Raw genomic sequence first — 12,536 nt, forward strand, 5'->3', positions numbered from 1 at the left:
TTCGCGACCAAGCGAACGGTGCAGTTCGCTCCGCTCAGTGCACCCTACGCTCAAGAAACCCCTCGTAGGATGCGGCTGAGCGCAGCGAAACACATCAAAATGATCGTGGCCGGCAACCCAGCTTCTTGACCACCAACGCACTTTAGTTACACTTCAAAGTGTAACCAACGGAGGCCGTCATGGAAGCTACCACCAAGGACATGCGCCTGCACAGCCGCGAGTTGCTTGCCGCCGTGGACCGAGGGGAGGAGATCGAGATCACCTACCGGGGCCAGCTGCGCGCCCGACTTGTCCCCTACCGGGCTCGCAGTGAAGCGACCCAGGCGCGCCCCGCACATAACCCGCTGTTCGGGCTCTGGCGCGACCAAACCGACCCGGTCGACGAACACATCCGCCGGATCCGGCAACCCAGGAACTTCAAGTAATGCTAGTGGACACGGATGTCCTGATCTGGAATCTGCGCGGGAATCAGCGAGCCAGCGAATGGCTCGACAGCTCGCCGGGATTCACAGTGTCCGCAGTCACCTACATGGAACTCGTCCAGGGGCTGCGCGACCAGTCCGAATTCCGCGCGCTGCGCCAAGCCGTCCAGTACTGGGATGCCCGCATCCAACCGGTAAGCGAAGCCATCTCGAACCGCGCAACCTTCCTTGTCGAGACCTACGCCCTCAGCCACAACATGCAGATGGCCGATGCGCTGATTGCGGCGACCGCCACACAGCTGGGCTTGCCACTCGTCACGGCCAACGATCGGCACTATCGGCACATCGAGGGCCTGGAGATCCACCTGTTCCGACCGGAACAGGGCAGCGCCCCACTGTAGGAGGCCAGCCCTCTGGCCGATCGGGCCCGGCCTACGCCCCATCGCCCAGAGGGCTGGGCTCCTACACAAGACCCAAGCCTCGCCGCAGCGCCGAACCGTTCCCCGCAGGGGGCGCGCCTTACGCGCGAAGCCCCTGCCACCGCCAGCCCGGGGCCTACGCCTCCAGCTCGCGCAGGACGCGGAAGCCCAGGTTGGTATCCATCTCGTCGATGTTGCGGCGGCGCCGGGCGGCGCTGCGGGTATTCACGGCGGCATCGAACCAGGAACCGCCCTTGGTGACCACCCACTCGTTGTCCGGGTCGGCGCGATAGACACCGTCGCGGGGACAGTTCGCGTGGCTGTCGTGCCATGGCGTAGAAGTAAACTCCTGCACATTGCCGTGCATGTCGTACAACCCCCAGAGGTTGGGCTGAAAGCTGCCCACATCCAGCGGCCGCGACAGCGGGAAACACGCCGGGATGTACCACTTGCGCCGCTGGCGTCGCTCCTCGTACGGAAACAGCGAATTGAAGTGCACGTCGCGACACCCCACCACTTCGCCAAAGGCAAACGGCGTGCGAGTACCGGCCCGGCAGGCGTATTCCCACTCCGCCTCGGTCGGCAGACGATAGCGCTTGCCCGTCTCCTCGCTCAGCCAGTCCAGGTACTGCTGGATACTATCCGGCTTGATATTGAAGATTGGCATGCGCGGCGTACTCGGCCACACCAGCCACTCCCAGGGCTCCCAGCCCGTCGCCGCCTGGAACGCCTCCCACTCCTCGCGCGTAATCGCGTAGCGCCCCAGGGCGAAGGGCCGCTCCAGCGCCACGTAGCGGCGCGGCCCCTCGTGCGGCTGATGGCCGTACTCCGAGGCATCCGAACCCATCTCGAACTCGCCGGGCGGGATCACCTGCAGCTCCGGCGTCGGCGCCCCAGAGCGGGCCTCGTCGCGAAACGTGACGTCCAGCCTTGCCGCACGCGCCGCCTGCTGCTGCAGATCCAGCAGATCCGCCTGATCCATCCGCTGCACGTCCTTCACCATGAGCCTGCTGACCTCCTGATCTTTCTGCGCCCGGCAGACACCCACAAAACTCGTCATTGCGAGCGAAGCGAAGTAATCTCCCGCCCGTACCCGGGCACTACGCCCCCTCATCAGCCGGCAGCCTGAACCACTCAACACCGGCGCCGCCATCCTGTAGGCAAGCGCCAACGCCCGAGGTTCGCCCTCGCGCAGTGCCGCTTGCACCGGTTAAACAGGCATTTTACGCTCCACCCCTTGTTTGGACTCAGGGAGGAGTCGAACATGCCCTGCTCGCGTGGCTTCACGCTGGTGGAGCTGATGGTCACCCTGCTGGTGGCCTCGATCCTGCTCGGTCTCGGGGCACCCGCCTTCGGCAACCTCGTCGAACAGACCCGGCTCACCACCACAACCAACCAGTTCCTGACCACCCTGCACATGACCCGCAGCGAGGCCATCCGCCGCGGCGGCCTGGTCACGCTGTGCACCTCCACGGATGGCGCCACCTGCACAGGCACCCCCTGGGACGCCGGCTGGATCCTCTTCGCCAATCCAGGCCGAACCGACCAGCCAACCGCGCCGGACCATATCCAGCGCGTGGGCAATGCCTGGACCGGAGCGGATGTCACCGTGTCCGGCAATCAGCCCGTCAGCCAGCACATCTCCTACAACGCCCTCGGCCAGTCCGAACGCCTGTCGGGTGCCCTTCTGATGGGCACCGTCTCGATATGCTCCAGCGGAGACGAAGGCCGAGCCATCGTCATCAGTAGCGCCGGCCGCCCCCGAGTCGCCACTACCGACTGCACCTGAGGCCGGGCTCCACCCGGCGGACTTCCGGTTGAGTATGGCGGCGACGCCACGGCGGAGGACACCGCTCGTGGCCGCGATTCGACCACTAAACTGATCGGGCCTTGCAGTACCACCGCCCCGTGCTTATCACTAGAGTCACGGAAACCCCGAACGGCTGACGCCCAATGACCCGACCCCACGGATTCACGCTCGTCGAACTGATGATCACCATCGCCGTGGCCGCCATCCTGATGGCAATCGCGGTGCCCAACTTCATGAATCTTCGTATCAGTAATGGCCTGACTACGCAGGCAAACGAACTGGTCACCGGTGTCAGCGTCGCGCGTTCCGAGGCCATCAAACGCAACCGCAGCGTTCGCTTCTGCCGCACCAGCAGCGAAACTGCCACCCAGTGTGCCGGGAGCTCCGGAGAATGGACCAACTGGGCGGTGTTCACCGACACCTCCGGCGGGACCGAAGTCATCCGTCGCGGGACGGTCGAGGATTTCGGGGACCGTTTCACAACCACCTCGAACCTGGCTTCCGACGAAGTGCTGATCCGCGGTGACGGCCTGACCTACTCCGGTGACAACCTGATTCAGGATCGCTTCATCCAGGTTCAGTCCAGCACCGGTCCATCGGAGAACACTCGATGCATCAATCTTGGCGCCGGCAGCCGCATCTCCATCGCCCGCCAGTCGGGGGACTGTTCATGAGTTCGACCGCTAACCGCAGCCATCGGCTGAATCCCGCACACATTCGGGGGGTCGGCCTCATTGAAATACTGATCGCGGTGCTTGTGCTCTCCATCGGTCTGCTGGGTCTGGCCGCGCTGCAAACCCGCGCCCTTGCCAACAACGAGACGGCCTTCCAGCGCAGCGTCGCGGTGATGGAAAGCTACTCGATTGCCGATGCGCTTCGAGCTAACCCGGCGGGCCAGCCCCTCTCGTCGTTCGAGATCGGCATCGACGATGACGCCCCCACAGGTACCAGCTTTGCGGCGACGGCGGTCAGCTCCTGGCGCCAAAACCTCCAGACCCTGCTGGGCGAAGAAGCGACCGGGTCGATCAACTGCCAGGACGAACGCTGCACCATCTCCACCCGCTGGAACCAGGCACGCGCCACACAGACCGCGGATGACGACGAACTGCAGACGCTGACGATCGAGGTCCGCATATGAACAAGCACCCCAGTCCAAGACGGATACCGTTCCGGGCACCCCAAGGCTTCACCTTGGTAGAACTCATGATCGCGATGGTACTGGGCCTGCTCGTGGTCGGCGCGACCATCGGCGTATTCCTGTCCAACCAGCAGACCTACCGGATCAATGAGGGCCTTTCGCAGATACAGGAAAGTGCCCGCACATCATTCGAAATTCTTGGTCGGGAGATCCGCCAGGCCGCTGGCAACGCCTGTGGAGATTCCACGCGAGTCGCCAACGTCCTTAACAATGCAGGCACCGACGAATGGGCCACCTGGGCGGGCATCCGGGCCTATGAAGGTGGCGAAGCCACCGGCATGGCGCCGTTCGGCACCGCCCCCGGCGATCGCGTTCAGGGTACCCACGCGGTTCATATCCAGGGTACGGACGGTCTTGGCGTAGGCCTCGCCGAGCGACAGTCAGCGGCGCAGTCCGCCAACCTGTTCCTGAATCTCCCGACCGACGAGTTCGAAGCCGGGGACATCCTGATGGTATGCGACCCCAACCAGGCCACAATCTTCCAGGTAACCAACTACCAGTCGCAAAACACCACGGTCGTCGCCAATTCGGGGGCCGGCAACCCGGGCAACTGCTCGACTGGCCAGGGCTATCCCACGGTTTGTCAGAACCCCGGTACACCCTACATCTATGACACCAACGCCACCGTCGCCTATTTCAAATCCGTCACCTGGTACATCGGCCATAACGGTCGCGATGCAGAAGGTGGATTCTCCCTTTATCGCGCGCGCGTGAACCAGGGAAATGTCGTCCGCGAGGAAGTTGTCGCAGGTGTCAGCGACATGACGATCCGCGCGCACCGGTCCGGCATGAGCGGCTGGGATGCCCCCAGCGCCCTCAATGCCACGGCCTGGGAACAGGTCGACGCCCTTGAGCTCACCCTGAGCTTCCTGAGCGCCTCCGATCGGATCACCACCAATCTCAACCAGGACGATGGCCGCCTGTCGCGCGACCTGACCCACGTAATTGCCCTCAGGAACCGCCTGCCATGAACGACCACACAAGTCTGCACCCCCTCAGGAGGCTGCATGCTCGGCACCAGCAACGCGGCGTGGCATTGGTGGTCACCCTGGTTTTGCTGGTGATCATCACACTGGTGGGTGTCGCCGGCATGCAAGGCGTCACCCTCCAGGAGCGAATGAGCGGCAACCAGTACGATCGCAGCCTGGCCTTCCAGGCGGCCGAGGCCGCCCTCCGTGCAGGTGAGGACGCCATCCGGAACGACCCGAACCTGCAGTTCCTGACACACGAAGACTGTCGCCCCGGAGAACTCTGCGACGTTGTGCCCACGGGCACCGGCGGAGTCTGGCAAACCGTCGATGGAGATTTCACCGTCAACACCGCCCTGACGGAGACCACCGCTCAATATTACATCCAGTTTCTCGGGGTCGGTTCGGGCGAGAGCGACCTCGGACAGGACCGCAGCGCTGGCGCCCAACAGTATGGCGCGACCGATGGCACCGCCATCGCCAACTTCTTCCGCGTAACGGCGCGCAACCGCGCACCGAACGTGGACGAAGATCGCTCCTATGTGGTCCTGCAGAGCACCATCAAGGTCGCGAACTAGATCTCGGGCCAACCGCCCCGGAGCCAACATCATGAAACCTATCCATCGCTCGACCATCAAGACAAAAGCCCTCTTGGCCTTGGCCCTGGCCATTGCGACCTTCGCCTGGGGCACTACCGCTCAGGCGAATGTCGACGTCGCACAACAACCATTGATCGTCGCTCCGGCGATTCCCCCGAACATCCTGTTTATCCTGGATGATTCTGGGTCCATGCAATGGTCTTTCATTCCGGATGGGATATTCGGTGCCCGTACCACGGACCGCGCCAAGTCTTCCACATTCAATGCCCAGTATTACGACCCTGAGTACACGTATCAGCCGCCGGTTGATGCCGACGGAGAATCCCTGGGTGATGCCGACTTCACCGCCGCATGGACGAATGGGTATGCCGAAAACCGTGATAACAGTACGGTGGATTTAAGTGCCGACTTCCGGCCTACCTGGTACTACTCTTGGACTGCCCAAGCCTATGCAGGCCCCGAGGAGCCCGCCTACTACTTCGAATACGCTCCCAGCTGCGGCAACGTGAATGATGATGCCTGCTACAGCAAAGTTCAGGTAAGCGCCACATCCGGACCCGGCGGCGCGGACGAACGGACGAATTTCGCCAACTGGTACAGCTATTACCGGACACGACTCATGTCCTCCAAGGCCAGCATGACGATCGCCTTTTCGGAATTTGGCCTAGCGTCAGATGGCACGACAGAGATCGGGCAGGATATCCAGCTCGGATGGGGGAGAATCAACCAGAGCCCATCCGTGGAGGAAGACTTGACCCAGTTCGGCGGCACGCACCGCCAGGATTTCTATCAGTGGATCTTTGATACAACTGCTTCGGGCTTCACCCCCTTACGCCGCGCACTTTATGAAGCGGGCGAATACTACGAAGAGAATGCCTGGGACGATGGCGTATCCTGCCGGCAGTCGTACACCATCCTAAACACGGATGGGTTCTGGAATGGAAATTTCTCTGGGCTTGGAAACGTAGATAGTGAGGGGGGAGACGAGATCACCGGCCCATCCGGGCGTTCGTTCCAGTACGAACCCGGGCCTCCCTTCGCAGCTGATGACGCCGACACGCTGGCCGACATTGCGATGCACTTCTGGAAGCGCGACCTTAGGCCTGACCTGACCAACAACGTTCCGACCAACCGAGAAAACCCGGCTTTCTGGCAACACATGGTCACCATCGGCCTCGGCCTGGGGGTAGAGCCGACAGGGTTGCCTGCCGGCTGGGACGTCGACCGGATTTTCGCGTCCATACTCGATGAAAATGACGAATTCCCCGAGGATGGCTGGCCCACCCCGGTCTCGGGTACAGCAACCACGATCACCGATCTGGCCCATGCCGCCGTCAACAGCCGCGGGCAATTCTATGCCACGCAAAGCCCAGAAGAGTTTGTGGAGGGCATCCGAGAATCCGTTCGCCGCGCAACCGAGCGCGTGGGCGCGAGCTCGTCGGTGGCCGCGAACTCCTCCGAACTGGAAACGGATTCCCGCATCTATCAGGCGCAGTACATCAGCGGCACCTGGGCCGGCGACCTGCGCGCCTTTGACCTGAACCCGGATACCGGAATTGCATCCGAGAACCCCGTATGGTCGGCCTCAGACATGCTGCCTGAGGCGCAAAACCGGAACATTCTGTCTACGGTGATTCAGACACAAGGCGTGAATACCAGCTTCAGCCTGGCGGCCTTCGAGGGTGGGGACTTCGCCAGTGACGTGGGGTCGGAGGAAATCCTGAATTATCTCCGAGGCGACCAGTCTAATGAACAACAAAACGGTGGTGACTTCCGCGATCGCGAGGCGGTCCTTGGGTCACTGATCAACTCGCAACCAGTATTTGTCGGCGCACCACCACTAACGCGTTTTCTCGGTGCAGGCTTCTCCGGCGCGGATGACTATCAGGAGTTCGCGGAAGACAATATCGACCGCACCCCGGTGGTCTACATCGGTGGCAACGACGGCATGCTCCACGGCTTCCACGCAGACACCGGGGAAGAACTCTTCGCGTTCATCCCGCGGATGCTCGTAAATGAGGACCTCGCTTCCCTCTCCGACCCGGCGTACGAACACCAGTACTTCGTAGATGGCGAACTAACTGTCGCAGACGTTCACTACGGTACCGGTCAGGGCGACTGGCGCACGGTGCTCGTGGGCACCCTGGGACGTGGCGGCCCGGGGATGTTCGCGCTCGATGTAACGGATCCCAACGATGTCGAGATCCTGTGGGAACTTGATGGAGAAGCCTTCGATGGAGAGCTGGGACAAAACCTCGGCAAGCCGATCATCGCGCAGGTAGCCGATGGTGATTGGCGCGTCCTGATGGGCAACGGGGCAAACGCTTCCGACGGAGGCGCCCGACTGATATCGGTCGGCATCGAGGATGGCGACATCACCACCATCCTGGCGGAAACCGGTGGCTCCAACGCGCTTGCCGGCATCGCGGCATGGGATGCCGAAGGCGACGGCTTCACCGACACCGTTTACGCCGGCGACATGGAAGGCAACGTCTGGCGGTTTGATCTGGACAACAACAGTCGGGAACTGCTGTTCGTTGCCCGCGATGCCAGTGACAACCGCCAACCCATCACCGCCGCCCCGCTGGTCGGCATTGATCCGCAAACCGGCCGCACCTGGGTGTTCGTGGGGACCGGCCGCTATCTGGGCGAGAGCGATCTAGACGACACCAGCGTGCAAACCTGGTATGGCCTGATCGACGACGGCTCCACAATCGACGACCGCGATGATCTGGTAGAACGCCAGATCGAAGCACAAACCACAGTCAGCGGACGCGAAGTGAGGACTATCGAGGAGGGTTCGGCCTCAGACTTCGAAGACGCCACCACTGGAGAACAGCGTCGCGGCTGGTACATCGACCTGGTCGCCAACAGCAACCCCGAAGGCGAACGCATGGTGACCCCCAATCAGTTCCGGGCGAACGTGCTGGTGGGGCAAACGCGCATCCCCGACGGTAGCGACCCCTGCGAACCCACCGGCCGCGGCTTCATCTACGCGATCAACCCGTTTACCGGTGCCCGCTTGCCGTTTACGTTCTTCGATGTGGATGGCGATGGTGAATTTACCGATGCCGACATGATGGAAGTGAACGGCGAGCTGGTCCCCGTATCGGCCATCGGCACGGTCAGCAGCCCGACTCAGCCGACCTTCGTGGGTGATTCCATGCAGGTCAGCACCGAGGATGGCCAGATCGAATCCATCCGCACACAGACCGTGGGGACCGATACCGGACGGATGTCCTGGCGCGAGATCATCATGCAATAGCTCGTCGGACGGGGCGCGTGGCGCTCCGCCCGCAACAGGAATGCTCCACGCAACCAACAGGATGACACCATGAACCAACGCACGCGGAAAGCAGGTCACACCCCCGGGCTGCACCGGGGGTTCACCCTCATCGAAGTCATGATCGTGGTCGCCATTATTGCCATTCTGGCGGCCATCGCTTGGCCGGCCTACCAGAACCACGTGACCACCTCGAACCGCGCGGCCGCCACGGCCTGCCTGACTGAGCATGCCCAGTTCATGGAGCGCTATCACACCAGCAACCTCACCTACGAGAACGCCGACCCCGATTTGGGATGCGCCTCGGAAGGACGGATGGATGATCTCTACGAGTTCAACGTGAACAACGTGTCGCGCAGCAGCTTCGACCTGACCGCCGTCCCTCAGGGCGTGCAGGCCACACGCGACACCCGCTGCGGCACCCTGGAGCTGAATCACGCCGGCGAACGTGGCGTCACTGGGACCGGCGATGTCGCCGGTTGCTGGTAACGAGCGGAGCCTCGGGGTCAAACCTAGCGGAGCCTCGGGGTCAAACCTTGCCTTTTGCCTGAAACTCCGTGAGAGGCTGGCCCGCCACTGTTTCCAGGATGACGCCGTTTAGAATCGCGTGGCCCGGGGATCCGAGATCACGAACCCAAAATAACAAACTCCGCTCGCGCCCCAGACAACCGCGCCCGCGCACCTAATCAGCTCGTTTCAAACAGCTGAAGGCCCGCCTCGGGCGTGACGACACGCCCCGGCGCAAATGGCTGTTGGACCAGCAGCTTGTCGCCCGTCACCAGGATGCTGCGCGGGTGACAAGCCAGCAGATCCCACAGGTGAGAATCTCCGGCATCCGGAGCCGAAATTGATGAGGGGCTCGGCTCACGCCAGATCGCATTGGCGACCAGTTCGGTCACCAAGTCATCGATATGCGAGTCCGAAAGGCCATGCAGCCGAACCAGCGACGGCCGCAAGAGAACCCTGCGATATTCGGATATCAGGGCAGGCGAAGTCAGGAAAGGGAAATGTCCCGCCAGCATCCCGTCCAGGACACGGCATACGGGTGAGCGTGGCGCACTGGACAGAAGCCCCGCCACCACGACGTTGGTGTCAACCACCAGCGTCCACGGCTTCATCGGCCGCGCTCGGAACGAGTCTCCTCCAGCGCTAGAGCCATGGCATCTTCTTCGCTTAGCGCTGCGCGCTTCCGAGCCGAGACCACTAAGTTGCGCGCTTCGCTACGGGTACGAATCCCGCGATAGACCAGGCTCTCCTCGATAATCGAGGCGATGGAACGGTGCTGCCGCGCCGCCGCCTCTTTCAGGGCCTGATGCAGCTGGTCGTCCAGGGTGATGGTTAATCGGCTCATCGAAGCACTCCTGACGGGCTTAATCGTGCACACCAAAACACCATAGCACCGGATGAGAGCGGAGGCCAGATCACCTCGTGCAGCACGATCCAGCCGGAGGAGACCCCGGATAACTGGAAGAAAGAGGACACCCGTCTCCTCGAACAGCCCTCCTGGTCACATGCCGCTGCAGCCCTCGTCTCCCGCAGGAGCCCGGCCCTCTGGGCGATGGGGCGCTGGACGCACCTGATCGGCGAGAGGGCTCGCCTCCTACAGCTGGCGGGCAACGGAAGGGACGCCCATCTGCTTCCAGACGCCGCACCGTCCTCCCGGCTGCAGCGCAGCGATGAGCCGGGATCTCCGGCGCTGGACATACCCCGGGATCCGCGCAATCCCCGGCGCAGGGGAACCCGGATAACCGTTGCGCGGGCTCGGGGATGGCGGCAGAGGGCAGGACGTAAAAAAAGCGCCCGGCGGATGCGATCCGGCCGGGCGCTTTTTGGTTCCGCCTTGGGTCTAGCTTCAGGCGGTTGCGGCGGCGCGGGAGGCCTTCTTGCGTTCGTGCTCGAGCAGGAACTTCTTGCGGATGCGCAGGTTTTCCGGGGTCACCTCGACGAGTTCGTCGTCGTCGATGAACTCGATGGCCTGCTCCAGCGTCATGCGGATCGGCGGGGTCAGCTGGATGTTCTCGTCGGTCCCGGCAGCACGGATGTTGGTCAGCTGCTTGGCCTTGAGCGCGTTGACGACCAGGTCGTTCTCGCGCGAGTGCAGGCCGATCACCATGCCTTCGTAGACTTCTTCACCGGGGCCGATGAACAGCTTGCCACGGTCCTGCAGGTTGAACAGGGCAAAGCCCAGGGCCTTGCCGGCGGCGTTGGCGATCAGCACGCCATTCTGGCGCGAGGCCACCGCCCCGGACTGATACGGGCCGTAGTGGTCGAAGATATGGTGCAGGATGCCGGTACCGGAAGTGGCGGTCATGAACTCGGTCTGGAAGCCGATCAGGCCGCGCGACGGCACGATGAAGTCCAGGCGCACGCGGCCCTTGCCGTCCGGAACCATGTTGGTCATCTCGCCTCGGCGCTCGCCGAGTTTCTCCATGACCGTGCCCTGGTGCTGCTCCTCGACGTCCACGGTGACCGACTCGTACGGCTCCTGCTTCACGCCGTCGACTTCCTTGATGACCACCTCGGGGCGCGCGACGGCCAGCTCGTAGCCCTCGCGACGCATGTTCTCGATCAGGATGCCCAGGTGCAGTTCGCCACGGCCGGAGACCTTGAACTTGTCCGGGTCCTCGCCCTCTTCCACGCGCAGGGCGACGTTGTGCTTGAGTTCTTCCTGCAGGCGGTCGCGCAGCACGCGCGAGGTGACGTACTTGCCCTCGCGCCCGGCGAACGGCGAAGTATTCACCTGGAAGGTCATGCTGACGGTCGGCTCGTCGACGGTCAGCGGCTCCATCGCCTCCACGTGGTTCGGATCGCACAGGGTGTCGGAGATAAACAGCTTGTCCATCCCGGTGAAGGTGATGATGTCGCCCGCCCGGGCCTCCTGAACCTCCACCCGTTCCAGGCCGTGGAAGCCCATGATCTGCAGCATGCGGCCGTTGCGCACGCCGCCTTCGCGGTCCACCACCTTGACCGGGGTGTTCGGCTTGATGCGCCCACGCTTCACGCGGCCGATGCCGATCAGGCCCTGGTAGGAGTTGTAGTCCAGCGAGGAGACCTGCATCTGGAACGGGCCATCCGCGTCCACGTTCGGCGGCGCGACATGCTTGACGATGGTCTCCAGCAGGCAGGTCATGTCGCCCTCGGTGACACTGGAGTCCAGCCCGGCAAAGCCGTTCAGCGCGGAGGCGAACACAATGGGGAAGTCGAGCTGCTCGTCGGTGGCACCAAGGCGGTCGAACAGATCGAACACCTGATCCACGGCCCAGTCGGGGCGCGCGCCGGGGCGGTCGACCTTGTTGACCACGACGATCGGCTTGAAGCCCATCGCGAAGGCCTTCTGCGTCACGAAGCGGGTCTGCGGCATCGGGCCATCCACCGCGTCCACCAGCAGCAGCACCGAGTCGACCATCGACAGCACGCGCTCGACCTCGCCACCGAAGTCGGCGTGTCCGGGGGTGTCCACGATGTTGATGCGGTAGTCCTGCCATTCGATGGCCGTGTTCTTGGCCAGGATGGTGATCCCGCGTTCCTTCTCGATGGCGTTGGAGTCCATGATCCGCTCGCCGTGATCGCCACGCTTGTCGAGGGTGCCGGACTGGCGCAGGAGCTGGTCGACCAGCGTGGTCTTGCCATGATCAACGTGGGCGATGATGGCGATGTTGCGAAGCTTCTCGGTCATGGAATACAAACTCTGGATACTGGCAAAAGGGCGGACACTATACAGACTTATGCGTGACCGCGCTGCGACTCCCGCGTTTTATGCGCAGGCTCCGCCCTCGCGCCTCCCCGCGGCCCCCAGCCAAAGCGATTCCGCCCCGGAACTACCGGCCACCTGAGCCC

The 12,536-nt window shown here is 63.1% G+C and carries 13 protein-coding genes; 9 read left to right on the plus strand and 4 right to left on the minus strand.

Annotated elements, in window-relative coordinates:
- Positions 1-179: 179 nt before the first annotated feature.
- Together D103_RS0109070 and D103_RS0109075 are read left to right on the plus strand one after the other, a co-directional pair.
- Positions 180-425 (plus strand): type II toxin-antitoxin system Phd/YefM family antitoxin, encoded by a 246-nt coding sequence (locus tag D103_RS0109070; RefSeq protein ID WP_018876560.1) that lies wholly within the window; start codon positions 180-182, stop codon positions 423-425.
- Positions 425-823 (plus strand): type II toxin-antitoxin system VapC family toxin, encoded by a 399-nt coding sequence (locus D103_RS0109075; protein ID WP_018876561.1) that lies wholly within the window; start codon positions 425-427, stop codon positions 821-823. The genes D103_RS0109070 and D103_RS0109075 overlap by 1 nt, the downstream gene beginning before the upstream one ends.
- Positions 824-977: 154 nt before the next feature.
- On the opposite strand, the gene D103_RS0109080 is transcribed toward D103_RS0109075, so the two are convergent.
- Complete coding sequence (locus D103_RS0109080) at positions 978-1,844, minus strand: SUMF1/EgtB/PvdO family nonheme iron enzyme (protein WP_018876562.1); 867 nt, start codon at positions 1,842-1,844, stop codon at positions 978-980.
- Positions 1,845-2,105: 261 nt separating this feature from the next.
- Here D103_RS0109080 and D103_RS0109085 point away from each other — a divergent pair, with 261 nt between their 5' ends.
- The 7 genes from D103_RS0109085 to D103_RS0109115 all read left to right on the plus strand — a co-directional run bounded on the left by D103_RS0109085 (position 2,106) and on the right by D103_RS0109115 (position 9,188).
- A complete protein-coding gene (locus D103_RS0109085) occupies positions 2,106-2,630 on the plus strand; it encodes a GspH/FimT family pseudopilin (protein WP_018876563.1) in 525 nt (174 codons plus the stop codon).
- A 164-nt stretch (positions 2,631-2,794) separates the two neighbouring features.
- Entirely contained in the window at positions 2,795-3,325 is a 531-nt protein-coding gene (locus D103_RS0109090; protein WP_018876564.1) for a GspH/FimT family pseudopilin, read from the plus strand.
- Positions 3,322-3,789: a type IV pilus modification protein PilV gene (pilV, locus tag D103_RS0109095; protein WP_026280324.1), complete on the plus strand. Its 468-nt coding sequence runs from the start codon at positions 3,322-3,324 to the stop codon at positions 3,787-3,789. Before D103_RS0109090 ends, pilV begins: the two co-directional genes overlap by 4 nt.
- Positions 3,786-4,820, plus strand: a complete 1,035-nt coding sequence (locus D103_RS0109100; protein WP_026280325.1) for a PilW family protein — start codon at positions 3,786-3,788, stop codon at positions 4,818-4,820. Before pilV ends, D103_RS0109100 begins: the two co-directional genes overlap by 4 nt.
- Positions 4,817-5,395: a PilX N-terminal domain-containing pilus assembly protein gene (locus D103_RS0109105; protein WP_026280326.1), complete on the plus strand. Its 579-nt coding sequence runs from the start codon at positions 4,817-4,819 to the stop codon at positions 5,393-5,395. Before D103_RS0109100 ends, D103_RS0109105 begins: the two co-directional genes overlap by 4 nt.
- Positions 5,396-5,426: 31 nt before the next feature.
- A complete protein-coding gene (locus tag D103_RS0109110) occupies positions 5,427-8,681 on the plus strand; it encodes a pilus assembly protein (RefSeq protein ID WP_026280327.1) in 3,255 nt (1,084 codons plus the stop codon).
- A 69-nt stretch (positions 8,682-8,750) separates the two neighbouring features.
- Positions 8,751-9,188 carry a type IV pilin protein gene (locus D103_RS0109115; RefSeq protein WP_018876569.1) on the plus strand — a complete coding sequence of 146 codons (438 nt, stop codon included), beginning with the start codon at positions 8,751-8,753 and terminating at the stop codon, positions 9,186-9,188.
- 197 nt (positions 9,189-9,385) lie between these two features.
- Here the strand turns inward: D103_RS0109115 and D103_RS0109120 are convergent, their stop codons facing one another.
- The 3 genes from D103_RS0109120 to typA all read right to left on the minus strand — a co-directional run bounded on the left by D103_RS0109120 (position 9,386) and on the right by typA (position 12,375).
- Complete coding sequence (locus D103_RS0109120) at positions 9,386-9,817, minus strand: putative toxin-antitoxin system toxin component, PIN family (RefSeq protein ID WP_018876570.1); 432 nt, start codon at positions 9,815-9,817, stop codon at positions 9,386-9,388.
- On the minus strand, positions 9,814-10,050 hold the full coding sequence (locus tag D103_RS0109125) for a ribbon-helix-helix protein, CopG family (protein ID WP_018876571.1): 237 nt from the start codon (positions 10,048-10,050) through the stop codon (positions 9,814-9,816). The genes D103_RS0109120 and D103_RS0109125 overlap by 4 nt, the downstream gene beginning before the upstream one ends.
- Positions 10,051-10,551: 501 nt before the next feature.
- Positions 10,552-12,375, minus strand: coding sequence for a translational GTPase TypA (typA, locus tag D103_RS0109130; RefSeq protein ID WP_018876572.1), 1,824 nt, complete (start codon positions 12,373-12,375; stop codon positions 10,552-10,554).
- Between the last annotated feature and the right edge of the window lie 161 nt (positions 12,376-12,536).

Origin of the sequence: Thioalkalivibrio sp. ALE31 (assembly GCF_000377405.1) — a bacterium.
Lineage (GTDB): Bacteria > Pseudomonadota > Gammaproteobacteria > Ectothiorhodospirales > Ectothiorhodospiraceae > Thioalkalivibrio.